Origin of the sequence: Tropicimonas sp. IMCC34043 (assembly GCF_003390845.1) — a bacterium.
GTDB lineage: Bacteria > Pseudomonadota > Alphaproteobacteria > Rhodobacterales > Rhodobacteraceae > Tropicimonas.
Genome location: NZ_QMEK01000001.1, coordinates 1,146,655 through 1,169,879, shown reverse-complemented (window position 1 = coordinate 1,169,879; position 23,225 = coordinate 1,146,655). Strand labels below are relative to the sequence as shown.

The following is a 23,225-nucleotide window of genomic DNA, read 5'->3' as shown; positions in this document are numbered from 1 at the left end:
AGGGATTTGTGCCATGACACTTGGCAGTTACGGACAATTCTGTCCGGTCGCGATGGCGGCCGAGACCCTTTGCACACGGTGGACCATGGTTCTGGTGCGGGAAATGATCGCCGGTTCGACTCGGTTCAATGACCTCAGGCGTGGCGTTCCTCGCATGTCACCAACCCTTCTTTCGCAACGTCTGAAAGAGCTTGAAGCCGCCGGGATCGTCACCCGCACACCCGTGGCCGATGAGCCAGGCGTGCAGGAGTACCGACTGACTGAAGCAGGCCGGGACCTGGAGTCCGTCGTCAAGGCCTTCGGCCTTTGGGGGCAGAAGTGGATCGAGACACAAGCGACGCTGAAGAACCTCGATCCGTCGCTGCTGATGTGGGATATGCGCCGCAATCTCGATCCATCGCCCATGCCCGATCATCGGACGGTGGTCAAATTCGACTATCCGGAACTGGCGGTGGCCAAGCGCAGCTGGTGGCTGGTCGTCGATCCCACGGCTGAGGTCGACCTATGCTCGGCCGATCCGGGCTACGAGGTCGACTTGTGGGTGACGACAGACCTGCGCACCATGACCGCCATCTGGATGGGACTGACGCAAGTAAAGGATGTCCGCGACAAGATCCGGCTCGACGGTGACCCATTGATCGCGCGTACGATGCAGACTTGGTTGGGCCTTAGCCCGTTCTCGGTGCAGGCAAAGCTGGTGCACTGACGCGAAACCGCCCCTGCTGTCGGGTAGTCCAGTTTCCGGACTATCGGGACCAGGACTGTCGGCTCACCCTAAAGCGAGTTTCGTCACACCAATTCGGCCAGACGAATGATCTCTTGAGAGGAGATGCGACATGCGCACCCACATCCTGTCCGTTCAAAAATTCAAAGACCCCGAACAATCGAGGTTTGGCCGCACAATGATGAGCGGCCCGTGCAGCGCGGCCTGCTTGGCCGCAGTCTGCACAGCACTGGTGAGCCCGGCCATCGCGCAATCGACGCCCGATGCCGACGCAATGATTGCCGATGCCCTGCGCGCGGCCCCGGCCAGCATTCTCGATACGGCGCGGGTGTCCGATCTGGCGGGCAATATCCTGCGTGAAGGCACGAGCGATTATACATGTTTTCCGGCACCAGATGGGCTTGCCGGACCGATGTGCATGGATAGCGAATGGCGGCGCTGGATGGCCGCGTGGATGGGCGGGACACCCTTTACCGCAGAGCGCATGGCCATTGCCTACATGCTGTCAGGCGACGAGCCCGATGGCGGTGCCAGCAACATTGACCCGGCGGCCGGACAACCGACAGCCGACAACGATTGGATCGTCGAGGGGCCGCACATGATGGTCATAACGCCTGACCCTGCTGACTTTGCCGGCCTGCCGACGGTGATACAGACGGACGGTCCCTACGTGATGTGGACAGGCACGCCCTATGTTCACCTCATGGTGCCGGTCGCTGCCCGTCCCGAACAGCGCAGCATCCCCACCCAGTGAACTCTTGTCGGCCCCGGAAGAGCTTTGAGGACTCTGACCGGGGAACGAGATTAACCGTACGCCTTCAGCCATTTCCTGATACGTGCGCGTGCATTCGCGTAGGGCGACGAGGTGTTGAACTGAATCATTCGGCCCTTCGTCCATTTGCCATGCCAAGGGCGGCCATAGAGTTCATCGTCAGGTCGGGACGAAATGGTTTCAACAAGCCGCGCATTTGCCGCAGCAAGGCGGGTCAGCAAGTGTTTCCACTCAAGATGCTGATAGTCCGAATAGAACTTTTGGGCCAAAAGACCGAGCTGATTCCACTTGAATCCGGTTTCGGGAAACTCCACGACCTCGCCGCGGTCATCCCGATCCAGCCACTTCAGAACCAATTCGTTCCAGCCAAGAAGATAGGCCACCAGATCGGCGGGGCTCATCAGTGTCCCGGCGGCATGGCCTTCCAGAGAGGCCGTGCGGGCATGCTCCGGCGGCACCCGCGCGAGGTCAGGCATCAGTTTGCCGAATGTCTTTGAGATCGCATCCAGAAGTTCCGCTTTCGAGGCTGGCACGCTCATCGTGTTTCCTTTTGCATTTTGACCCGAAGATAGGCCCTGTGCGCGGTGTGGCCAATGTCCGGGTGCGAAAGCCAGACCCCTGCGGCGGATATGACAAGACGGCGCCTGGAACGTTCCGCCATTCCTTACGGCCGCGTGCGTCGTGCCTTATGAATTCAGGGTTGGTCACAAGACCGTGCGGCGGTAGCTGAAATCCCCATCTCGACCCGGATTCACGTTAAACTCGTGCGCGACGATGTACTCTGTCGAAGGGAGTGACACCAATGTCAAAGGTTCCAGTTGCCCGCCGAACGTTCTTGGCAGCAGGGGCTGCGGCGCTCTTGTCCACTGGGCCATACCTGATATCGCCTGCCCGTGCGCAGGGCTTCGCTCCGACAAAATCCATGCGCGGCGGGGCGAACAACTACCGCCCGGGGGCTCCCGTCGTGGACCGGATCGGTGGCGGTGGATTCATGATGTCCGGCACGGTTCGTCGCGCGGGGGACGGCGCACCCTTGAAGGGTATTCGCATCCAGATCTGGGCGCACACCACTGAGGGGCGCGAGAGCGAGTCTCGAAGCCACGGCGCGACCCTGACAAACGCGGATGGCATGTTCCAACTCGAGATGCCGCAGATTGTACCGATCTTCGGACAACCGCATGGGCACCTTGCCTATGACAGCGGCGACTTCGAGACGGTCTTTCTGCGCCCGGTCATGGCCAGTGCCCGTGACACCAGCCTGTCCGCACATTTCGTTCTACAACCTGCGTGATCTTGGCCGTCTTGCGCTCAATCCTCGTCTGGGGCGCGATCACGGCCGTCATCGCCACAGCCCTGTTTGTTGCCGCGGGGAGCGAGTACCTGCAGTATCGAACTCCCGTCTACGTGACGGCAGGCTTCGCAGGCGTGGTCGCGCTGTCGCTCCTGCTGGTGCAGCCTTTACTCGCCGCCGGGCTGCTACCCGGGGTTGCTCTGCGTGCCGGGCGACGGCTTCATCGCTGGACCGGCGTTGCGCTGATGCTTGCCATTGCCCTGCATGTCGCCGGTCTTTGGATCGCGAGCCCGCCCGACATGCTCGATGCTTTGACCTTCACGGCGCCGACTGCGTTCTCCGTCCTTGGTGTCGTGGCGATGTGGGCCCTTGTCGCCGCGGCGGTCCTTGCGGGCATCCGGAAAAGGCTACCGCTTCGCCCGCAGGTCTGGCGGCTTGCACACACCGTGGCGGCCTCGGTCGTGGTGTTGGCAAGTGTGGCACACGCGATCTTAATCGAAGGTACTATGGGAACCGTGTCGAAGACCTTGATGTGCGCGGTGGCGGTTGGGTCACTGGTACTGACGGTGGGACGGCTCAAACCCTGGATTGGAACGCGAAGAGGGTGGCGGAAACAGTTGACGAAATAGCCGATTGGCGCGGCCGGCGGGCGCTTCGACAACTTGGGCTTGCCGGTACAGACCCGAACCGCCGCTCCGGCGACACTGCGCAACAGCGACGGAATGATCCTTCGTTGTCGGCTCTGGGCCGTGAGCACCAAGAGGTCAGTTTCGCCGCAAGCTTCCGCACTCTGCGCCGCTGCATGACGACTCCGAACCCAAACTGACTGCAGCGCGTCGGGCCTCGTTTGCAAGGGCTGCAAGACGCACCTGTGGCGAACGGCTCATATTGGCCGGCCAACTGCCAGAAAACCTTGCGGTCGCCTGTTGGGAAGCTGCCTCCGCCGTAGGGGCCGACATCCACACTATCTCCACGAAACCTCGGCGGTTCGTCCACCGGTCGATCCCATTTGTCGGCGGTGTGAAAACAACAGGACGCACCATGACACGCCACAAGATCCTGATCCTCTCCTGCATCGGCCTGATCGCAGGGGCGCTGGCCGTCTTCCAGCTCGAGAACCGCCTCTATGTGGCTTCTGCGGAAGAGCACGCGGTCGAACCTGCGATCCGGCTGACCGTCGAGACAGTCGAGGCCGAGCGGGTCGTGCTCGAGTCCGAATATGCAGGCCGGGTCTCGGCCCGTCGACGCGTCGAGATTCGTCCGCAAGTCGGTGGGCTGATCCTGGAGCGGCACGTTGAGGAAGGCGCCCGGGTCTCGGCGGGGGACGTGCTGTTCCGCATCGACCCGGCGCCGCTGCAAGCCGACCTTGACGTGGCGGAGGCTGCGCTGGCGCGGGCCGAAACCGCCGTGGCCAATGCCCGGAGCGCCGTCGAACGTTCGGATTCCCTGCTGACGCGGAACGCCGTCAGCCAGCAGAGCAACGACACCGCCCACAACGACCTGCAAATGGCGAAAGCCGGCGTTGCGGAAGCGCGCGCCGCGGTGGAGCGCAAGCGCCTCGACCTCGACTTTGCGACGCTGCGCGCGCCGATCGATGGCTACGTCGCGGCGGGGCTCGCCGAGATCGGCGGGCTGGTCACGGTCGGAGGCGACAAGCCCCTCGCGGTCTTGCATGATCTTGAGACGGTGAATATCGACCTGCGCCTGCCGGCCGATGAACTGGACGCGGTCATGATGGCTGCGGAAGAGGGGCTGGGGCCGGTCAGGGTTCTCACGGACCGGGACAGGGCAGCGCCGCTGACGGGCACGCTGAAATCCTCTGACGTCATCGTCGACCAGGGAACGGGGTATGTTGGCGTCCGCATTGAGGCCGTGAATCCGAACCTTGCCTTGCTGCCGGGCATGTTCGTGCGCGCAAGGCTTCCGCACGGCGTCGTCGCGAATGCCCTTCTGGTGCCGGAGGACGCCGTCCTGCGCACCAGCGACGGCGGCGCACAGCTTGTCGTCGTCTCGCCCGAGGGCGAGGCCGCACGCCGCGATGTGCTGCTGGGCGAACGCGTCGGCAATCGCGTCATCGTCGCCTCCGGACTGAAGCCAGGGGAGATCGTGGCGGTGCGTGGGCAGAACCGCGTGCCCGAAGGCGTGACGATGCCGGTCGACGCCGGCCCCGCCGACACCCCTCAATCTGACACACAATCCTGAAAAGCGTACAAAATGGCCCAGTTCTTCATTCTGCGCCCGGTCTTTGCCTGGGTCATCGCGATCTTTATCGCGCTTGCCGGGATCGTCGCGATCCCGCAACTGCCGGTCGCAAGGTTTCCCGACATCGCGCCGCCCAGCGTCAGCATCTTCACGACCTACGCCGGGGCCGACGCGCAGACCGTCAGCAACAGCGTGATCAGCCCGATCGAGAAGGAACTCTCCAGCGTCAAGAACGTGCTTTACTACGAGTCCAGCGTGGACGCGACGGGCGGCGCGAACATTTCGGTCACGTTCAAGCCGGGGACCAATGCAGAGATGGCGCAGGTCGAGGTGCAGAACAGGCTGAAGAATGCCGAGGCCCTGCTGCCCGACCCTGTGCGCCGCGCGGGCCTGGGGGTCGAGGCGGCGGAATCGGGCTTTCTGATGGTCATCACGCTCAAGTCGCGATCCGGCGCGACCGATGAACTGAGCCTTGGCGAGTACCTGAACCGCAACCTCGGCGAAGAACTCAAACGCGTGCCCGGTGTCGGTCGCGTGCAGCAGTTCGGATCGGATCGAGCGCTGCGGGTCTGGGTCGATCCGGCGAAGCTCTCGGCCTACGGATTGACCATGAGCGATGTCACCGAGGCAATCGCGCGCGAGAATGCGCAGGCCGCGCCCGGCCGGGTGGGTGATGACCCGACCGTTCCGGGCACACGGATCTCGACCCCGCTTACCATCGAGGGACAGCTGACCTCGCCCGAGGCCTTCGCCGCGATCCCCCTGCGCGCCAAGACCGATGGCGCACGTCTCGTGCTGGGCGATGTCGCGCGGCTGGAGCTTGGCGCGCAAACCACGGCGTTCAGCGTCAGCAGCAATGGAAAGGCGGCGGCCGCCGCCGCGGTCCAGATGACGCCTGGTGGCAACGCCGTCCGAACCTCTGCCGCCATCGAGAAGCGGCTGGAGGAGTTGCGGCTCGCGATGCCCGAGGACATGGAGGTCTCGATCTCCTACAACACTGCGCCCTTCGTGAAGGTGTCGATCTCCAAGGTGATCCATACCCTGATCGAGGCAATGGTACTGGTCTTCGCGGTGATGCTCCTGTTTCTGCAGAACGTTCGCTTCACGCTGATCCCGGCCATCGTCGCGCCGATCGCTCTTCTGGGCACCTTCGCGGTGATGTGGCTGGCGGGATTCTCGATCAACGTTCTGACGATGTTCGGCATGGTTCTGGCCATCGGCATCATCGTCGACGACGCTATCGTCGTGGTCGAAGCCGTCGAAAGGATCATGTCGCGGCAGGGTTTGCCGCCGAAGGAAGCGACGCAACAGGCGATGCGCGAGATCACGGGCGCCATCGTCGGCACAACTCTGGTTCTGACCGCCGTCTTTCTCCCGATGGGGCTGGCCAGCGGATCGGTCGGTGCGATCTATCGCCAGTTCACGCTGTCGATGGCGGTGTCGATCCTGCTTTCCTCCGTTCTCGCCCTGACATTGACGCCCGCGCTCTGCGCCACGCTGCTGCGTCCCGTGACAGGCCATGGCAAGAAGGGCGGCGTCTTCGGCGGGTTCAACCGCGGATTCGATGCGCTGACACAGGCCTACACCGGCTGGGTGGGCTGGGGTCTGCGCAAAGGCGGGCGCATGTTCCTGCTCTACCTCGCGCTCATCGCGGTCATGGGCGTCGCCTATACGCGGATCCCGACCTCCTTCGTCCCCGAGGAGGACCAGGGTAACTTCATGGCGATGTTCGAACTGCCCGCGGGCGCCACGGCCGAGCGCACCCGCGACGTGATCGCCGCCTACGAGGCGCATACCGCAACCCGTCCCGACATCCTCGAGAACACGGTGATCCTCGGTTTCGGGTTCTCGGGTTCGGGGCCGAATGCCGCGCAGGCCTTCACCAGCATGAGGGACTGGGATAAGCGCACGACCAGCGTGGACGAGGAGATCGCCGCTGCCGAGGCCGCAATGGCGGATATACCCGAAGGGACGGCCATGATCATGAAACCGCCGGCGATCGAGTCGCTGGGCACGACATCGGGCTTTTCGCTGCGGCTGGAAGACAGAGCCAATGCAGGCCCAGCCGCGCTGAAAGCGGCGGAGGACCAGTTGGTCGCCGCGGCCGAGGCCAGCCCGCTTCTGTCAGGCGTGATGAGTGAGGGGCTGCCCGACGGCATGAGCATCGCGCTCAAGATCGACCGCGAGAAGGCACAGGTGCTCGGGCTGGGATTCGACGCGATCAGCGACACGATCGGGACCGCGGTGGGGTCAACCTACGTGAACGATTTCCCCTATCGGGGGCGGATGCAACAGGTGATCGTGCAGGCCGAGGCCGCGGCGCGGATGCATGCCGAGGACGTGCTGCGGCTCGAGGTGCGCAATGCCGACGGCGGCATGGTGCCGCTGTCGGAGGTCGTCACCCCGGTCTGGGAACCCAGGCCCTCGCAGCTCAACCGCTACAACGGCTACCCGGCCGCGCCCATCTCGGGCGAGGCGGCGAGCGGCGTGTCGAGCGGTGCGGCCATGGCCGAGATGGAGCATCTGGCCAAGGCGCTGCCGCAGGGATTCGCCGTGGAGTGGACCGGGCAGTCGCTGCAGGAAAAGCAATCGGCCAACCAGGCGCCGATGCTGATGGCGGCCTCGATGCTCATCGTGTTCCTCGTGCTGGCAGCACTTTACGAAAGCTGGTCGGTGCCCGTCGCGGTGATGCTGGTGGTGCCCATGGGTCTCCTTGGGGCCGTAATCGCCGTGCTGCTGCGGGGCACAGACAACGACGTGTTCTTCAAGGTCGGGCTTGTCACCATCATCGGGCTTTCGGCCAAGAACGCGATCCTCATGGTCGAATACGCGCGTCACCTGCGCGAGGGCGGAATGGGGCTCCATCGCGCGATTCTGCTGGCCGCGCGCATGCGGTTGCGGCCGATCGTGATGACCTCGATGGCCTTCATCCTCGGTGTAGTGCCGCTTGTGACCGCCAAGGGCGCGGCGGCGGAAATCCAGAATGCCATCGGCACCGGCGTCTTCGGCGGCATGGTATCGGCCACGGTGCTGGGCGTCTTCTTCGTGCCGCTGCTCTACGTCGCCGTCAGCCGCCTGAACTGCGGGGCGACGCTACCCGAGTTGCGAGAGGTAACCGCATGACTGATGCCCTGATCCTGGTCATCGAAGACGAGCCCGAGATCGCCGAGATCCTTGAAAGCTACTTCGCCCGCGAGGGCTTTCGCGTGATCTGTGCGCGCGACGGCACCACGGGCCTCGCGCATCACCAGCGCCTGCGGCCCGACCTGGTGGTCCTGGACATAAAGCTGCCCGGGCAGGACGGCTATGAGGTGCTGGCCGCGATCCGCCGGCGCGGCGACACGCCGGTCATCATGGTGACGGCCCTGGCCGAGGATCTCGACAAGCTGCAGGCGCTACGGATCGGGGCCGACGACTATGTCGTCAAGCCCTTCAACCCGCACGAGGTGGTGGCCCGCGCCCGCGCTGTTCTACGCCGCACCATGGGGCGGGTTCCGGACACGCTGTTGCGCGTGGGTCCCTTGACGGTCGATCCCGACGCCTACCGCGCCACGCTCGAGGGCGACGCCGGGCCTGTCTCACTCGACCTGACACCCACGGAATTCCGCATCCTCGCCCATATGGCGCGCTCTCAGGGGCGGGCCTTCAGCCGGGCCGACTTGGTGGATGCCTGTCTGCCGGAGGGATCCGCGCTCGACCGCACCGTCGACAGCCATGTCAGCAATCTGCGCCGCAAGCTCGCGGCGGCGGGCGCGGAGGGCATGCTCGAGGGCGTGCGCGGGGTCGGCTACCGTCTGGACGCGTCCCATGTCCGGTAATCTGAACGCACGGATCACAAAGACGATGGTCGCGCTGACGCTGATCGCGGCGCTCGTCGTCTCTCTGGGGCTGATGGCGTATTTCCTGTTCATCTACGACTGGCTCTATCCCGATCTCGACGAGGATGCAGGCTGGCGGACAGGCGACACCGTCATGGTTCTGCTGCTTCTGGGCTTCGGGTTGCTGACCGCCTCGGGGATCGGATGGCGCCTGGCCCGGCGGATCGTCGAGCCGCTGAAATCGGTGGCGGCCGCCGCGCGGCGGATCGCGACCGGCGACTTTTCCGCCCGCGCCGACCTGCCGGCCGGCAGTTTCCGCGAAGCGGCGGATCTGCTCGCGGATTTCAACGTTATGGCCGAGCGCCTGGAACGTGCCGAGGCAGAGCTTGCCTATTCCAACTCGGCCATCGCGCATGAATTGCGTACGCCGCTGACCATCCTGCGCGGCCGCCTTCAGGGCATGTCGGATGGCGTCTTCGATCCGACGCCGGAGCTTTATGCGCGGCTGATCGCGCATGTCGACCACCTCTCGGCCATCGTCGAGGAGTTGCGCACGCTCGCGCTCGGCAACGCCGGCCGGCTGGAGCTTACCTATGAAAGCTTCGATCTGGCGGAGGAGGTTGGAGCGGCCCTGAACGGGCTGGAGGCGGAACTGACCGCAGCGGGCATCGCCGTGACCCGCGAACTGGCCCCGGCGTGGGTCGTGGCGGACCGGACGCGGCTGCGCCAGGCCTTCGTCGCGGTGCTGGAGAACTGCCGCCGCTACTCGCCGCAAAGCCACGTTCACGTCGAGACCATGACACAGGGAGAACAGGTGATCGTCCGCTGTTCCGACACCGGTCCCGGCCTCTCTGCGGCGGATCGGGCCCGCGCCTTCGACCGGTTCTGGCGGGCGGACGCCTCGCGCGGGCGCAGCAATGGCGGCTCGGGCCTGGGCCTGTCCATCGTGCGCGCCATCGCTCGCGCCCATGGCGGCGAGGCACGGATCCTGCCGCACGACCCCACGGGTCTGGCTGTGGAGATCCGGCTGCCGAAAAAAGCCAAACAAGGCGGACAGACAGATGACTGACGATCCCGACGCCTACGGCGAGCTGGCCGCCCGGCATGTGTCGATGCGGCGTGTCCTGCAGCTCTTTGCCCCGTACCGGCCGCGGATCGCGGCGGTGGTGGCCCTGATGATCCTTGCCTCGGCCATCGGGCTTGCCGGGCCGTTCCTGCTGCGTGCGATCATCGACATCGCCCTGCCGCAACAGGATCTTTCGCTCCTGGTCTGGCTCGCGGGCGGCATGATCGCGGCGGCGATGGCCTCGGCCGGGATCGGCGCGCTTCAGATCGTTCTGAGTGCGCGCATCGGACAGGCGATCCTGCATGACCTGCGGGTCCGGCTCTACGCGCATCTGCAGACGCTGTCGTTGCGGTTCTTCACCGGCACCCGCACCGGCGAGGTGCAATCCCGGATCGCGGGCGACATTGCCGGGCTGCAATCGCTGATGACCGAGACCGCGAACGAGCTTGGCCGCTCGCTCAGCGCGGTGGCGATGACGGCGGTGGCGATTTTCATCCTGGACTGGCGGCTGGCGCTGTTTGTTCTCTTCATCGTCCCGCTGACCGTTCTGATCAGCGCCAAGGTTGCCCGTCTGCGCGAGGCGCTGACCTATAAACAACAGGCCCGCGCCGCGGACATGTCGGCCGCAGTGGAAGAGACGCTGTCGGCTTCCGGCATCATCCTTTCCCGCACCATGGGGCGCGGCCCCTGGCTGACGCAGCGCTTTGCCCGCATTTCGCGCGATCTGGCGCAGCTGGAGGTCCGCTCGCATACGGCAGGCGAATGGCAGTGGTCGCTGATCGGCTTTGCGCTGGCGACGCTGCCTGCGCTGACACTGCTGGCGGGCGGCCTGTTGATGGAAGGCGGCAATCCGGCCAGCATCGGCACGCTGGTTGCGATGATCGCGCTGCAGGAACAGCTTCTGTGGCCTTTCGAGCAACTGCTCGAGGTCAGTCGCGACGCGCGCAAGACCCGCGCGCTCTTTGCCCGCGTTTTCGAGTATCTCGACAAGCCGGTCGAGATCACCGAACGCGCCGATCCGGTGACCATCCCCCGCTCCGCGATGCGCGGCGAGGTGCAGCTCGACCATGTCCGTTTTGCCTATGCCGAGGGACGCGGCCCGGCGCTGAATGATGTGAGCCTGATCATCCCGGCGGGCAGCCATGTCGCCATCGTTGGTCCGACCGGCTCGGGCAAGACCACGCTCGGCTACCTGCTGGCGCGGCTTTACGATGTCGAGAGTGGCGCGATCCGCTTCGACGGGGTGGATGTGCGCGACCTCAGCTTCGAAACGCTGTCGCAAATGCTGGGGGTGGTCTCGCAGGAGCCCTATCTGCTGCATGCCTCGGTGGCCGAAAACCTGCGCTTCGCCCGACCGGAGGCGACCGAGGCCGAGTTGATCGCGGCGGCGCGGGTGGCGCAGATCCATGACCATATCGCGGCCTTGCCCGAGGGGTATGCGACGCTTGTCGGCGAGGGCGGTTTCCGGTTCTCGGGTGGCGAGAAACAGCGTCTGGCGCTGGCCCGCACCATCCTGCGCGACCCGCCGATCCTGCTTCTGGACGAGGCGACAAGCGCGCTCGACACAAGGACCGAACGCGCGATGTCGGAGGCCCTCGATGCGCTGGCGAAGGGGCGCACGACCATCACCATTGCGCACCGGCTTTCGACCATACGCGAGGCTGACCGGATAGTGGTACTGCAAGAGGGACGGGTGGTCGAAACCGGAACTCATGCGGCACTGGCGGCACAAGGCGGCGTCTATGCCGGGCTTCTGGCCGGCATGTGACACCCCTAGGGACAGTGCTGCAACACCGCGGCCCGGCGTTTCTCACCCAACTGGATGAAAACCGGCACCGCAAGCCGCCCCGGCAGGAGCGCCGCCGGAGCCAGAAGATCGAGCGGGTCGCGGGAAAAGCGGTTTTGCCGGCAAATATCAGCGCCGCGCCCCCTTTGGCGCCAAGCGGCGGAAAGGCCCGCACAGCGGGGCTCGACCTGCCGGCCGATACTGTGAGTTCGACGAAAGCCCGCTTCGGGGAAGCCGCGGCGCAGCGATGGCCATCCTTCTGAATATCCGCAACGGGCCGACGGCGACGCGGTGGTGCCGATCGACGCGGAAACTGCCGCTTCAATTGGAAACATATGAAGGTTCAGAGCAAAGACCAGGCGAGGACTTGAGGTGGTTGGCCCGGAACTCCGCCGGCGTCATTCCGGTCCAGTTGCGGAATGCTCGGCGGAAGCTGTTCACTTCCCGATACCCCAGAGAAGCTGCGATCTGCTGCTGTGAGAATTCGGTCTCGATCAGGAGCGCCTTGGCCCGTTCCGCGCGGAATAACGCAAGGAGATCAACGAAGTTGTGGCCTTCCGCTGCCAGGCGTCGCTGCAGCGTCCGTTTCCCAAGGCCCATTCGGGCGGCAACAGTCTCCTCGGAGAGGTCGCCGGAAACAGTTTGCAGGATCAGAACGTCGCGCAGGACCTGCGTCACACTCTCTGGTGGACGGCAGCGGATCATCGTCCTCAGGTCCGCAAACACGGTTGCGATCGCTGCGCCGTTGGACTTCGGATTGCGCGCGCCAAGCACGTTCTTGCGGATTGCTATTCCGGGAAGAGGGCGGCCGTATCGGATTGGAGTTTCGTAGACGTCGTCGAGCGTGGCATCGCCGTTGCATGGCCGATGCGGCAGTTCCACCCAGTCCGGGCGCCAGTCCGGACCGAGGAAGTGACGCACAAGGTCGATCAGAAGCAACGGCGTGCTTTCGTCGATATGGCGGGCCCCGACGACAGACTGGATGCCCGAACCGAATTGAAGGACGACGTTGTCGCCGGCATCGCGAACACGCACCAACGCTCCCGATTGCAGAAACCGGAGTGCCCGAATGCCGCGGGAGAAGGCCAAGTCCAGGCGGGGAGCGGCAAGGACGTATTTCGCATAGAGATCGAGATCTTCATACCCGCATCGGCAGACAATAAGGGCACCGAGATGTCGCTCGCCGGTCTGGCGGGCGACGCTTTCGGCGAATTCCGCCTGGAGCGCGTAGGGCACAAAGATCGGCGGCCCATCGAGGAGCGTCCGACTAAGGCCAACAGACCTCAAGCCACGGTCGATGACGCGTGGTGAGACCACTTCGGCGACGCCGCGCATGACCGGCTTCCAAGCCCGGATATTCTGGAGCGGAACGGACGACATTCCTCAGTCTGTCGCAAATTGATCAGTTTGTCTCCATTGCAACTTGACGCTGCGCAAGTTTGCTCGGCCCGGCCTTTGTTAACCTTGGTTCACAGGGCAGAGGGGAGAACATCCGATGGATATCCGTAGGCTCGCTCGGACGTTTGTGTTCGGCGCTTCGCTGGCCGCAGGTTCTGCGGGAGGTGCGGCGCAGGCGCAGTCGGACTGGGAATTCACCGTGACGCCCTATGGCTGGCTTGCGGGACTCGACGGAGACCTCGGCGCCCTGCCTGGATTGCCATCCCAGGACGTCTCACTGTCGTTCGGGGACATTCTCGACGATCTCGACTATGGCGTCTTCCTTTTCGCCAGCGCACGCAACGGCCCGTGGGTGCTCTTCTTCGACGGATCGGCGGTCCAGACGACCTCGACCGAGGGGATCGGAGGCGCTGTCGTGGACAGTATCGAGGTCCGAAGCCGGACATCCAATCTTGCCTTCGCTGTCGGCCGCACGATTGCACGGAGCGACATGCACAACATCGACGCCTATGTCGGTGTTCGTGCCTGGTGGCTCGACAACGAATTCACCGTCAAGACGCAGCCCGCCACCGGCCTCGGGAAGATCAGGGAAAACAGCGATGCAAGCTGGGTCGATCCTCTGATCGGAATTGCCGGCCAGTATACGGTCACTGATCGTTGGAACCTCTTCGGGAGCGCAGAGGTCGGCGGTTTTGGCGTCGGGGCCGATCTCGAATGGAGCCTGATGGCCGGCGCCACCTATTCCTACAACGAGCGGTTCGGCCTGACCGTCGGGTGGCGCTACCTCGCGGTCGACTACGAGGAGGATGGCCTCGTTTTCGACGTGAGCCAGACCGGTCCGCTTATCGGCGCGACGTTCAGGTTCTGAAAATAAGGGAGGGAGACCAATGCTACGGACTGCAATCGTCGTTACTTCGTTAATTCTCGCGGCGGGACCGATTGCGGCACAGGAAGTGCTGCCGTTCCCGCCGAAACCATCGGGCAGCACGGCGGCCCTGACCATGCAGGATTCGGTCTACAGTCCACTTCCGGTCGAGAGCCGACTTCCCGAGGACGCGCCGAATATCCTGATCGTTCTCATCGACGACGTCGGGCCGGCCCAGACGGACACGTTCGGCGGAGAGATCCACACGCCGACACTGAGCGAGATCGCCGAGGAGGGGATCGCGTTCACGCGCTTCCACACAACCGCGATGTGTTCGCCAACGCGGGCGGCGCTGTTGACGGGACGCAACCATCAGCGGGTTGCCAACGGCCAGATAACCGAACTCGCGAACGACTGGGATGGCTTCCGGGGGATGATTCCCAAGAGCAGTGCCACGGTGGCGGAGGTGCTGAAGGACTACGGCTACAGCACGGCGGCCTTCGGCAAGTGGCACAACACGCCCGCCAACGAGACGACGGCCGCTGGCCCGTTCGAGAACTGGCCCACGGGCTATGGCTTCGAGTATTTCTATGGTTTCCTTGCCGGCGAGGCATCCCAATACGAGCCGATGCTCGTCCGCAATACGACCTATGTGGAGACGCCGCATACCTCCGGCGGCCACGATTACTACCACTTGAGCGAGGACCTCGCGGACGACGCGATCGGTTGGCTCCGGACGCACAAAGCCCTTGTCCCGGACAAGCCCTTCTTCCTCTACTGGGCGAGCGGCGCGTCCCATGGTCCGCACCAGGTCCCCAAGGAATGGGCTGACAAATACAAGGGCAAGTTCGACGACGGCTGGGACAATTACCGGGAACGCGTGTTCCAGCGCCAAATGGAACAGGGATGGATTCCCGATGATGCCAAGCTGACGCCGCGGCCCGACACGCTGGCTTCCTGGGCGTCGATTCCGGACGAGCAGAAGCCGTTCCAGCGGCGCCTGATGGAAGTGTTCGCCGGGTTTACAGAGCATGTGGACGTCCAGATCGGCCGCATCGTCGACGAGATCGACCAACTCGGGTATGGCGACAACACGCTGATCTTCTACATCTGGGGTGACAATGGCGCCTCTGCCGAAGGCCAGAGCGGCACGATCAGCGAATTGCTGGCGCAAAACGGCATTCCCAGCACCACCGAGGAACAGATCCAGGCACTCGATACGCTGGGTGGCCTCGATGTGCTGGGCTCGGACAAGACCGACAACATGTATCACGCCGGCTGGGCCTGGGCGGGAAGCACGCCCTACCAGGCGACCAAGCTGATTGCCTCGCATTTTGGCGGCACACGAAATCCTCTCGCCATTCGCTGGCCTGCGAAGATCGCGCCTGACGCGGCGCCGCGGTCGCAGTTTCTGCATGTCATCGATGTGGTCCCGACCATCTACGACATCCTGGACATCACGCCGCCGCGCGTGGTCAACGGCGTTCCGCAGGAGACATTCGACGGCGTCAGCTTTGCCGAGACCTTCGACGACGCCACCGCGGAAGAGGTGCGGCACACCCAGTATTTCGATATCATGGGCAGTCGCGGGCTCTATCACGAGGGGTGGATGGCCTCTGCCTTTGGCCCACGCGCCCCCTGGGTTCCCGGAATTCCGGAAGGCATCCTCGAATGGAAACCGGATCAGGACAGGTGGGAGCTTTATGACCTCAGCAAGGACTGGTCTCAAGCCGAAGATCTGGCCGCAGCCATGCCCGAGAAGCTGGCCGCGCTCAAGGACCGGTTCCTGATCGAGCTCACCAGGAACAAGGGCCTGCCGGTCGGCGGTGGCCTGTGGATCCCGGTCCTGCACCCCGAGCTCAAGATCGCGCCTCCCTACACATCGTGGACCTTTCCCGGTGCGATCACGCGGATGCCGGAATTCGCGGCGCCGACATTGGGCAACAAGCACAACCTCGTGAGTGTCGTCGTGGATGTGCCGGAAAATGCCGATGGCGTCATCTACGCGCTCGGCGGCTTCTCGGCCGGTCTTGCCTTGTACGTCAAGGACGGGGTGCTGTCCTATGAATACAACCTGTTCGAGGTTCAGCGCACCCATATCAAGGCAGCCGAAAGACTTCCCGTCGGCAAAGTGACGATCGATGTCGAGACAAGCTACGTCGAACGCCGCCCGGCTGGCCCGCTGAACGTGGTGATGAAAGTCGACGGCCAGGACGTCGCTTCGGGCGTGGTGCCGGTCAGTGCGCCGCTCGGCTTCACGGCCAATGACGCTCTCGACTTCGGCATCGACCTCGGGTCGCCCGTCGGGATCGAGTATTACGACCAGGCGCCGTTCCAATTTAACGGCACGATCGAAGGGGCACGGGTCGAGTACCTCGGTGCCGACGCGACGTTGAACGGCCGGGCAGAACGGGAGGTGGAGGCCCCGTTCCCGGTGGCGGACAGAGCCCGGAGCGCAACCAAAGGGGTGCAGGTTCCTGGTGACGCCTGCATCCTGAATGCGCAACGCAGTCGCGCGGCCCGAAACGAATGGAGAAAGACGAATGGCCGCTCCGCACAAGCGGTCGGTTGGTTCGATGGTGGTTGCCGTATTGGACCTCCCGATCGCCGCCGAGGATTTCTGACTGAAGCGCCGCCACCCGAATCGCGGGTCGGCCCTCAGTTCGTCGATCACTGAGATTGCATTGTCAGGTTCGTCGCGTCCAATAGCTCACGCCCGCAGGGCCGCAGCACGACCTGTCGGCGTTGGCCGAAGGGGGCTTTGGGGATGAAATTGCACTACAGCCTCGTCGGGCACAGGCCGCGAAGGCACCAGTCGCAGTTGCGTTCGGTCGCGTTGTCCACGGCGAGCGCAACAGCTTCTCACGGTTCCGTAATCGAGTTACGGGCCGTTTGTCCGTCAAAATCCGGGGGCTGGATAGGTGCAGAGCATGGGGCAGAACTTCAAGCGCCCGGACCAATAAGCCCGTAACGCTTTGAAATTATATGGTATTATTTAGGTATTATGGCGGAGAGACAGGGATTCGAACCCTGGGTGGAGTCGCCCCCACAACGGTTTTCGAGACCGCCCCGTTCGACCGCTCCGGCACCTCTCCGCGCCACCCTTGGTCTGGGTTGCGGCGGTGTAGTGGCGAAGCCGGGGCGTTGCAAGTGCTTTTTCTCGGCGTTGTTGCGCCTGCACCGGGTGCGGCGGCCCAGCGGGGTTTTGTGCTTGCCGCGTTCTGACGCTAGCATCGGCCAAAAGGAGTCGCTCATGTCGCTTCGCGCCTTGTTTGCAACATTCGTGCTGGCGTTTTCGCCTCCCGTCCTCGCGGGACCCGGCGTGGCCGAGACCGCGCCTGTCGTGCGGTTGACCGAAGGGACGGTGGCCACGGCAGGGGTCTCGGATCTGATCGAGGCCATGCAGATTGCCCCGCTTCTCGCGGTCATGCGCGACGAGGGGCTGCGCTCGGGCGAGGATATCGGCAACGAGATGTTTCCCGGCCGTGGCGGCGCGGCCTGGTCGGATCAGGTGTCGGCGATCTACGACACCGACGGGATGCAGGCGGAGATTGCGTCGATCCTGTCCGACCGCCTGACGCCCGAGCAGATCGCGGACCTGGTCGCGTTCTACCGCACCGATCTCGGCCGGCGGGTGGTGACGCTCGAACTCGATGCGCGCCGCGCCATGCTGTCGCCTTCGGTCGTGGAGGCCAGCCGCGAGATGCTGGTCGGCCGGCAGGCCGACAGCGCGCCGCGGCTGGCGCTGATCGAGGATCTGGTGGCGGTGCTCGACCTGGTCGAGAACAACGTAACCGGCGCGCTCAATGCCAATTTCGCCTTCTATGCGGCGCTGAACGATGCTGGCGCCTTCGACGCGCCGCGCGCGCAGGCAGACATGCTGGAGGAGGTCTGGTCCGAGGAGCCGCAGATCCGCGAGGAATCGGACGCCTGGGTCTATTCCTATCTGTTCATGGCCTATGAGCCGTTGAGCGACACCGACATCGCGGAGTATATCGCATTTTCGGCCAGCGATGCGGGGCAGGCGTTGAATTCGGCGCTGTTCGCCGCCTTCGACACCGTCTTCACCGATGTCTCGCGCCAGCTTGGCCTCGCGGCGGCCCGCTACATGGGCGGCGAGGACCTCTGACAGCCGCCCGCACCGGGGCTGAACCGGGTTTGCGGCGGGCTGCACGGTCTTGACAGACCACGGGTTTCACGCCATATGCGGCGCTCCTGTCGGTTCACGATGGGGTGGATGAAGAAACAGTCCGCAAGGACGCGCTGTCCGAGGTGCCGGGAAACCGGCGTGAACGCCCGCAAGGGGACCAAGAAGGACGCGGAAGACGAAAAGGAACGACCCATGTTTGCGGTCCTCAAGACCGGCGGCAAGCAATATCGCGTGAAGTCGGGCGATATCCTGCGCGTCGAGAAGCTGGCAGCCACTGCCGGCGAAACCGTGCAATTCAACGAGATCCTGATGGTCGGCACCGCAATCGGCGCGCCGATGGTCGATGGTGCGGCCGTGCAGGCCGAGGTGATCGACCAGATCAAGGCCGACAAGGTCATCACCTTCGTCAAGCGGCGCCGCAAGCATGGCTCGCAGCGCACCCGTGGTCACCGCCAGCAGCTGACCCTGCTGCGGGTGACTGAAATCCTTGAATCGGGCGCAGATGCGACCGGCGTGAAGGCTGCCATCGGTGCCGCCAAGGCCCCCAAGCCCGCCGCCGTCGAGGCGGTCGAGGCCTGAGACAGGAGTAGAGCGATATGGCACACAAAAAAGCAGGCGGTTCATCCCGCAACGGTCGCGACTCCGACGGTCGCCGCCTCGGTGTAAAGATCTATGGCGGCCAGGCCGTCAATCCCGGCAACATCATCGTGCGTCAGCGCGGTAACAAGTGGTGGCCGGGCGAAGGCGTAGGCCAAGGCAAGGATCACACGATCTTCGCTACGGTCGAAGGCAACGTGGCCTTCCGCAAGGGCTTCAAGGGCCGCACATTCATTTCGGTGCTTCCGCTTGCAGAGGCCGCCGAGTAAGCCGGATCTCGCCCGTTAGGGAAATCGAAAAAGGGGATCGGCGACACTGCCGATCCCCTTCGGTGTTTCTGGCCCCCGACGGCCGGAAGCCATCGGGGATGGAAGGACAAGGGCATGGCCATTCAAGACGCAGCGGGCAGGGCGGGCATGGCGACCCGTCGCGGTGCCGTCCGGCGGTCCGGTTCGGTGGCGTGGCTGCAGGCGTTGCTGGCGCTGATCAGCCTTGCCGCATTCCGTGCGGCGCAGATCCGTTGGCAGCCCGATGCGCTCGCGACCTGCGTTCCGGGGCTGCTGTCGCGGCTTCTGCTGCGTCCGTTCGAGCTGCCGCTGGCAGGCCTCGCGGCGCAGCTCCACGGTCACGTCGGCTTGCAGGCCGGCACGGCCATTGCCATTCTAATCACGACGCTCGGTGCCGGTCGTTCCGGCGCAGCGGCCTTTGGGAGGAGGCGGCAACTCGCCCGGAACGCTTCGGCGGCACCGGCTGTATTGCCGAATTGGAGGGAAAAATCTTGGAACTGAAAAGCATTTCCGGACAGCCGGTCATACCTGCGGCGCGGGTCACACTTCGGCCGCTGCAAAAATCCGACAAGGGTCTGCTCGACCTCTATGCGGGCGACCAGCGCGTCGCCCGCGCCACCCGTTCGATCCCGCATCCGCTGCCGCCGGGCACGGCCGAGGCCTATATCGCCCGCAGTCTGGCTGAAAACCGGCGCGAGGATGTCTGGGCGCTCGACGGCACGCCTTCGGGGCTGGGCGAACTGGTGGGTGTCATCAGCCTGACCCGGATGGAAGATGCCAAGGCAAAGTCCGAGATCAGCTATTGGGTGGCGCCGATCCTGTGGAATACCGGCCTCGCCTCCGAGGCGGTGCGCGCCTTGCTTGCCGCCAATCCGCAGAACAGCGACACGATCTTTGCCGAGGTCTTTCAGGATAACCAGATCTCGGCCCGGGTGCTGACCAATGCAGGCTTCACCTATCTCGGCGATGCCGAGGCATTTTCTGTCGCCCGCAACAGTTCCGTGCCGACCTGGACCTACTTGAAGAAGCTCAGATAAATGTTTGATCAGCGGGACGAATACAGGATTGTGACGCCCCGCTTGACGCTCAGGGCCCTGCGCGGGTCCGACGCGTCCGACGTGATCGCGGGCGTCGGCAATCTTGAGGTGTCGCGCTGGCTGACGGCGGTGCCGCACCCCTATGAGGCGTCGGACGCCGACGCGTTTCTGAGCCATGCCAGCGGGCGCCCCGACCATTGGGCGATCTGCCGGGAGGGCGCATTGATCGGCGTCATCTCCTGCGATGGCGAGCTTGGCTATTGGCTGCGCCGCGATGCCTGGGGCCATGGCTATGCGACCGAGGCAGCCGCGGCCGTGGTCGATCACTGGTTCGCGGATCCGTCCCGGAACGATCTGGAGGCCGGGCACGACATTGAAAACACGGCCTCTGCCGCGGTGCTGGCCAAACTCGGCTTCACCGAGGTCGGGTCCCGCCGCCGCCTGTCGCGCGCCCGCGGGATCGAGGTCGACGGTCGTCTGCTGCGGCTCTGCCGCGCCGGATGGGAGGCACGCCGCCGGCTACCCAACCTTGTGACCGCGCGCACCCGCAGCCGGCCACTGACGGCCGCCGACGCACCGCGGCTGATCGCGATTGCCGGCAACCCCGATATCGCCCCGATGATGGGCTCGATCCCCTGTCCCTGGCCCGAGGACGCAGCCGAGGCCTGGATCGCCCACCGCGCCTGGCAGGGCCGACCCGGGTTCTGCCTTGGTCTGTGCCGCCCCGACGGCACGCTGATCGGCCTGACCGGGATTTCACCGATGGACGAAGAAAGCACTTCAAGTATCATGTTTCTGCTAGATAAATCATGCTGGAATGCAGGACTGGTCAGCGAGGCGCTGTCGGCCCTCGTCGCCGCCGTCTTCCGCAGCTTCCCGCTTGAAATCCTGACCGCCGACCACTTCGAGGATAACCCGGTCTCGGGCCGGGTGCTGGAAAAGCTCGGGTTCGAGAAGATCGGCGAGGGCATGGCGAGCTCTGCCGCCAGACTTGAGCCTGCGCCGGTTTCGATCTATCGCCTGACACGTTACAATTTCGAGGCACGCCGATGAAATTTCTCGATCTTACCAAGGTCTTCATCCGTTCGGGCAGTGGCGGCGGCGGGGCTGTTGCGTTCCGGCGCGAGAAATACATCGAGTTCGGCGGGCCGAACGGCGGCGATGGCGGCCGCGGCGGCGATGTCGTGGCCGAGGCGGTGGACGGGCTGAACACGCTGATCGACTTCCGCTATCAGCAGCATTTCTTTGCCAAGAACGGCCAGGGCGGCATGGGCAAGCAGCGCACCGGTGCCGATGGCGCAAGCATCGTGCTGAAGGTGCCGGCGGGGACCGAGATCCTTGACGAGGACGAGGAAACCGTGATCGCCGATCTGGCGAATGTGGGCGACCGCGTCGTGCTTGCGCACGGCGGCAACGGCGGCTTCGGAAACCTGCATTTCAAGACCTCGACCAACCAGGCGCCGCGCCGCGCGAATCCGGGCCAGCCGGGCGTCGAACGCACGATCTGGCTGCGGCTGAAGCTGATCGCCGATGCCGGCCTGCTGGGTCTGCCCAATGCCGGCAAGTCGACCTTTCTGGCGGCCACCTCGAACGCGCGTCCGAAGATCGCCGACTACCCGTTCACGACCCTGCACCCGAACCTCGGCGTGGTCGGCATCGACAATGCCGAATACGTTGTCGCCGACATCCCGGGCCTGATCGAGGGCGCGCATGAAGGCCGCGGCATCGGCGACCGGTTCCTCAGCCATGTCGAACGCTGTGCGGTGCTGTTGCATCTGGTGGACGGAACGTCCGAGGACGTGGCCGCCGACTACAGGACCATTATCGGCGAGCTCGAGGCCTATGGCGCCGGGCTGTCCACCAAGCCGCGGATCACCGCGCTGAACAAGATCGACGCGCTTGACGACGAGGAACGCGCCGAACGGATCGCGGCGCTCGAGGAGGCGTCGGGCGGCCGGGTCTGGCCGATGTCGGGCGTGACCCGCGAGGGTCTCACCCCGGTGCTGCGCGCCGTCCGATCCGAGATCGACGCCCGTCGCGCCGCCGAACGCGCCGCCGTGCTGCGCGAAAATGGGGATGAAAACGAGGACACGTCGTGGAAACCCTGACCTGCGTGTTGCCGTCGGTCGATACCGCCCGACGTCTGGTGGTCAAGATCGGCTCGGCGCTGTTGGTGGATCGTGCGACGGGCCTGCTGCGCGCCGACTGGCTGCGCGCCCTTGCCAGCGATGTCGCGGCGGCGCGCGCGCGCGGCACCGACGTGATCCTGGTCTCGTCTGGCTCCATCGCGCTCGGGCGCTCGACGTTGCGGCTTGCCCCCGGACCGCTGCCGCTGGAACAATCGCAGGCCGCGGCGGCCGTGGGGCAGATCAGCCTCGCGCATGCCTATCAGGCGGCACTGGCGCCGCATGGCATTACCGCCGCGCAGATCCTGCTGACGCTCGACGATTCCGAGGATCGCCGACGCTACCTCAACACCCGCGCCACGCTGGCGACGCTGCTGTCGATGGGCACGATCCCGATCGTCAACGAAAACGACACCATCGCCACGGACGAGATCCGGTTTGGCGACAATGACCGGCTGGCCGCGCAGGTGGCCGTGACCGTTGGCGCCGATCTGCTGGTGCTGCTGTCGGATGTCGATGGATTCTACACCGCCAATCCGCTCGAGGACCCCGCCGCGCGCCGCTATGACGTGATCGAGGCAATCACGCCCGAGATCGAGGCGCAGGCCGGCGACGCCGCCTCGGGGCTGTCGAAGGGCGGCATGAAGACCAAACTGATGGCCGGCAAGACTGCGACCGCGGCAGGCTGCGCCATGATCATCTCCGAAGGCTCGGTGCTGCATCCGCTGTCGGCATTGGGGCAGGGGGCGGCCTGCACCCGGTTCGTCGCCCAGGGCGACCCGCAGGCCGCGCGCAAGGGTTGGATCGCCTCGATGAAACCGCATGGCGAGATTCGTGTCGACGCAGGGGCTGCGCAGGCGCTGGCGGCGGGCAAGTCGCTGCTGCCGGCCGGGATCACCGCGGTTGCGGGCGACTTCGGCCGTGGCGAGCCGGTGACGATCCGCGGCCCCCATGGCCAGTTGGGGCAGGGGCTGTCGCGCTATACCAGCGCCGAGGCACGCGCCATTGCCGGGCATCGCTCCGGTGACATTGCCGCGATCCTGGGCTATCCAGGACGGGCCGTTCTGATCCATCGCGACGACATGGTGCTCTAGCCGCCGCTTGCC

At 64.9% G+C, this 23,225-nt stretch carries 20 protein-coding genes, 1 tRNA gene and 1 pseudogene; 19 read left to right on the top strand and 3 right to left on the bottom strand.

Annotated elements, in window-relative coordinates; all coding sequences use genetic code 11:
* Window positions 1-13: 13 nt before the first annotated feature.
* A complete protein-coding gene (locus DQG17_RS05455) occupies window positions 14-706 on the top strand; it encodes a helix-turn-helix domain-containing protein (protein WP_116131720.1) in 693 nt (230 codons plus the stop codon).
* A gap of 130 nt (window positions 707-836) precedes the next feature.
* The gene (locus tag DQG17_RS05450; protein ID WP_198666030.1) at window positions 837-1,478 is read left to right on the top strand and encodes a hypothetical protein; all 642 of its coding nucleotides are present in this window, start codon (window positions 837-839) and stop codon (window positions 1,476-1,478) included.
* Window positions 1,479-1,528: 50 nt separating this feature from the next.
* On the opposite strand, the gene DQG17_RS05445 is transcribed toward DQG17_RS05450, so the two are convergent.
* The gene (locus DQG17_RS05445) at window positions 1,529-2,035 is read right to left on the bottom strand and encodes a ClbS/DfsB family four-helix bundle protein (protein WP_116131719.1); all 507 of its coding nucleotides are present in this window, start codon (window positions 2,033-2,035) and stop codon (window positions 1,529-1,531) included.
* Between the two features lie 263 nt (window positions 2,036-2,298).
* Between DQG17_RS05445 and DQG17_RS05440 the strand changes: the two genes are divergently transcribed.
* The 7 genes from DQG17_RS05440 to DQG17_RS05410 all read left to right on the top strand — a co-directional run bounded on the left by DQG17_RS05440 (window position 2,299) and on the right by DQG17_RS05410 (window position 11,641).
* Window positions 2,299-2,787, top strand: coding sequence for a twin-arginine translocation pathway signal (locus DQG17_RS05440; protein WP_116131718.1), 489 nt, complete (start codon window positions 2,299-2,301; stop codon window positions 2,785-2,787).
* A gap of 11 nt (window positions 2,788-2,798) precedes the next feature.
* Window positions 2,799-3,416, top strand: a complete 618-nt coding sequence (locus DQG17_RS05435) for a ferric reductase-like transmembrane domain-containing protein (protein ID WP_369907989.1) — start codon at window positions 2,799-2,801, stop codon at window positions 3,414-3,416.
* A gap of 412 nt (window positions 3,417-3,828) precedes the next feature.
* A complete protein-coding gene (locus tag DQG17_RS05430; protein WP_116131717.1) occupies window positions 3,829-4,989 on the top strand; it encodes an efflux RND transporter periplasmic adaptor subunit in 1,161 nt (386 codons plus the stop codon).
* Window positions 4,990-5,001: 12 nt separating this feature from the next.
* Complete coding sequence (locus tag DQG17_RS05425; RefSeq protein ID WP_116131716.1) at window positions 5,002-8,112, top strand: multidrug efflux RND transporter permease subunit; 3,111 nt, start codon at window positions 5,002-5,004, stop codon at window positions 8,110-8,112.
* Window positions 8,109-8,807 carry a response regulator gene (locus DQG17_RS05420; RefSeq protein WP_116131715.1) on the top strand — a complete coding sequence of 233 codons (699 nt, stop codon included), beginning with the start codon at window positions 8,109-8,111 and terminating at the stop codon, window positions 8,805-8,807. Before DQG17_RS05425 ends, DQG17_RS05420 begins: the two co-directional genes overlap by 4 nt.
* Complete coding sequence (locus DQG17_RS05415; RefSeq protein ID WP_116131714.1) at window positions 8,797-9,876, top strand: ATP-binding protein; 1,080 nt, start codon at window positions 8,797-8,799, stop codon at window positions 9,874-9,876. Before DQG17_RS05420 ends, DQG17_RS05415 begins: the two co-directional genes overlap by 11 nt.
* A complete protein-coding gene (locus DQG17_RS05410) occupies window positions 9,869-11,641 on the top strand; it encodes an ABC transporter ATP-binding protein (RefSeq protein ID WP_116131713.1) in 1,773 nt (590 codons plus the stop codon). The genes DQG17_RS05415 and DQG17_RS05410 overlap by 8 nt, the downstream gene beginning before the upstream one ends.
* 339 nt (window positions 11,642-11,980) lie before the next feature.
* Here the strand turns inward: DQG17_RS05410 and DQG17_RS05405 are convergent, their stop codons facing one another.
* Window positions 11,981-12,994 (bottom strand): AraC family transcriptional regulator, encoded by a 1,014-nt coding sequence (locus DQG17_RS05405; protein ID WP_198666029.1) that lies wholly within the window; start codon window positions 12,992-12,994, stop codon window positions 11,981-11,983.
* A 160-nt stretch (window positions 12,995-13,154) separates the two neighbouring features.
* On the opposite strand from DQG17_RS05405, the gene DQG17_RS05400 reads away from it, so the two are divergent.
* Complete coding sequence (locus tag DQG17_RS05400; RefSeq protein WP_157973530.1) at window positions 13,155-13,925, top strand: hypothetical protein; 771 nt, start codon at window positions 13,155-13,157, stop codon at window positions 13,923-13,925.
* A gap of 19 nt (window positions 13,926-13,944) precedes the next feature.
* Window positions 13,945-16,599 carry an arylsulfatase gene (locus tag DQG17_RS05395; RefSeq protein ID WP_116131710.1) on the top strand — a complete coding sequence of 885 codons (2,655 nt, stop codon included), beginning with the start codon at window positions 13,945-13,947 and terminating at the stop codon, window positions 16,597-16,599.
* Between the two features lie 328 nt (window positions 16,600-16,927).
* On the opposite strand, the gene DQG17_RS05390 is transcribed toward DQG17_RS05395, so the two are convergent.
* A tRNA-Ser gene (locus DQG17_RS05390) sits at window positions 16,928-17,017 on the bottom strand.
* Window positions 17,018-17,175: 158 nt separating this feature from the next.
* Here DQG17_RS05390 and DQG17_RS05385 point away from each other — a divergent pair.
* From DQG17_RS05385 to proB, 8 genes and pseudogenes are all read left to right on the top strand, one after another.
* Complete coding sequence (locus DQG17_RS05385) at window positions 17,176-18,051, top strand: DUF2059 domain-containing protein (protein WP_116131709.1); 876 nt, start codon at window positions 17,176-17,178, stop codon at window positions 18,049-18,051.
* A gap of 213 nt (window positions 18,052-18,264) precedes the next feature.
* Window positions 18,265-18,636 (top strand): annotated as a pseudogene (gene rplU / locus DQG17_RS05380) (50S ribosomal protein L21); the annotation flags it as partial.
* Between the two features lie 32 nt (window positions 18,637-18,668).
* On the top strand, window positions 18,669-18,938 hold the full coding sequence (gene rpmA / locus DQG17_RS05375) for a 50S ribosomal protein L27 (protein ID WP_116131708.1): 270 nt from the start codon (window positions 18,669-18,671) through the stop codon (window positions 18,936-18,938).
* Window positions 18,939-19,085: 147 nt separating this feature from the next.
* Window positions 19,086-19,457 carry a hypothetical protein gene (locus tag DQG17_RS21965; protein ID WP_232829331.1) on the top strand — a complete coding sequence of 124 codons (372 nt, stop codon included), beginning with the start codon at window positions 19,086-19,088 and terminating at the stop codon, window positions 19,455-19,457.
* Entirely contained in the window at window positions 19,448-19,993 is a 546-nt protein-coding gene (locus tag DQG17_RS21960) for a GNAT family N-acetyltransferase (RefSeq protein ID WP_232829330.1), read from the top strand. The genes DQG17_RS21965 and DQG17_RS21960 overlap by 10 nt, the downstream gene beginning before the upstream one ends.
* Entirely contained in the window at window positions 19,994-21,046 is a 1,053-nt protein-coding gene (locus tag DQG17_RS05365) for a GNAT family N-acetyltransferase (protein WP_116131706.1), read from the top strand.
* Window positions 21,043-22,101 carry a GTPase ObgE gene (gene obgE / locus DQG17_RS05360; protein ID WP_116131705.1) on the top strand — a complete coding sequence of 353 codons (1,059 nt, stop codon included), beginning with the start codon at window positions 21,043-21,045 and terminating at the stop codon, window positions 22,099-22,101. Before DQG17_RS05365 ends, obgE begins: the two co-directional genes overlap by 4 nt.
* Window positions 22,089-23,213, top strand: a complete 1,125-nt coding sequence (gene proB / locus DQG17_RS05355) for a glutamate 5-kinase (RefSeq protein ID WP_369907987.1) — start codon at window positions 22,089-22,091, stop codon at window positions 23,211-23,213. The genes obgE and proB overlap by 13 nt, the downstream gene beginning before the upstream one ends.
* Window positions 23,214-23,225 lie beyond the last annotated feature (12 nt).

Coding starts and splice junctions, on each gene's coding strand:
- DQG17_RS05365 (WP_116131706.1), top strand. CDS start 19,994: ATGTTTGATCAGCGGGACGAATACAGGATTGTGACGCCCCGCTTGACG.
- DQG17_RS05395 (WP_116131710.1), top strand. CDS start 13,945: ATGCTACGGACTGCAATCGTCGTTACTTCGTTAATTCTCGCGGCGGGA.
- DQG17_RS05415 (WP_116131714.1), top strand. CDS start 8,797: ATGTCCGGTAATCTGAACGCACGGATCACAAAGACGATGGTCGCGCTG.
- DQG17_RS05445 (WP_116131719.1), bottom strand. CDS start 2,035: ATGAGCGTGCCAGCCTCGAAAGCGGAACTTCTGGATGCGATCTCAAAG.
- DQG17_RS21965 (WP_232829331.1), top strand. CDS start 19,086: ATGGCGACCCGTCGCGGTGCCGTCCGGCGGTCCGGTTCGGTGGCGTGG.
- DQG17_RS05405 (WP_198666029.1), bottom strand. CDS start 12,994: ATGCGCGGCGTCGCCGAAGTGGTCTCACCACGCGTCATCGACCGTGGC.
- DQG17_RS05410 (WP_116131713.1), top strand. CDS start 9,869: ATGACTGACGATCCCGACGCCTACGGCGAGCTGGCCGCCCGGCATGTG.
- obgE (WP_116131705.1), top strand. CDS start 21,043: ATGAAATTTCTCGATCTTACCAAGGTCTTCATCCGTTCGGGCAGTGGC.
- DQG17_RS05385 (WP_116131709.1), top strand. CDS start 17,176: ATGTCGCTTCGCGCCTTGTTTGCAACATTCGTGCTGGCGTTTTCGCCT.
- DQG17_RS05430 (WP_116131717.1), top strand. CDS start 3,829: ATGACACGCCACAAGATCCTGATCCTCTCCTGCATCGGCCTGATCGCA.
- DQG17_RS05420 (WP_116131715.1), top strand. CDS start 8,109: ATGACTGATGCCCTGATCCTGGTCATCGAAGACGAGCCCGAGATCGCC.
- DQG17_RS05400 (WP_157973530.1), top strand. CDS start 13,155: ATGGATATCCGTAGGCTCGCTCGGACGTTTGTGTTCGGCGCTTCGCTG.
- DQG17_RS05455 (WP_116131720.1), top strand. CDS start 14: ATGACACTTGGCAGTTACGGACAATTCTGTCCGGTCGCGATGGCGGCC.
- DQG17_RS05440 (WP_116131718.1), top strand. CDS start 2,299: ATGTCAAAGGTTCCAGTTGCCCGCCGAACGTTCTTGGCAGCAGGGGCT.
- rpmA (WP_116131708.1), top strand. CDS start 18,669: ATGGCACACAAAAAAGCAGGCGGTTCATCCCGCAACGGTCGCGACTCC.
- DQG17_RS05450 (WP_198666030.1), top strand. CDS start 837: ATGCGCACCCACATCCTGTCCGTTCAAAAATTCAAAGACCCCGAACAA.
- DQG17_RS05425 (WP_116131716.1), top strand. CDS start 5,002: ATGGCCCAGTTCTTCATTCTGCGCCCGGTCTTTGCCTGGGTCATCGCG.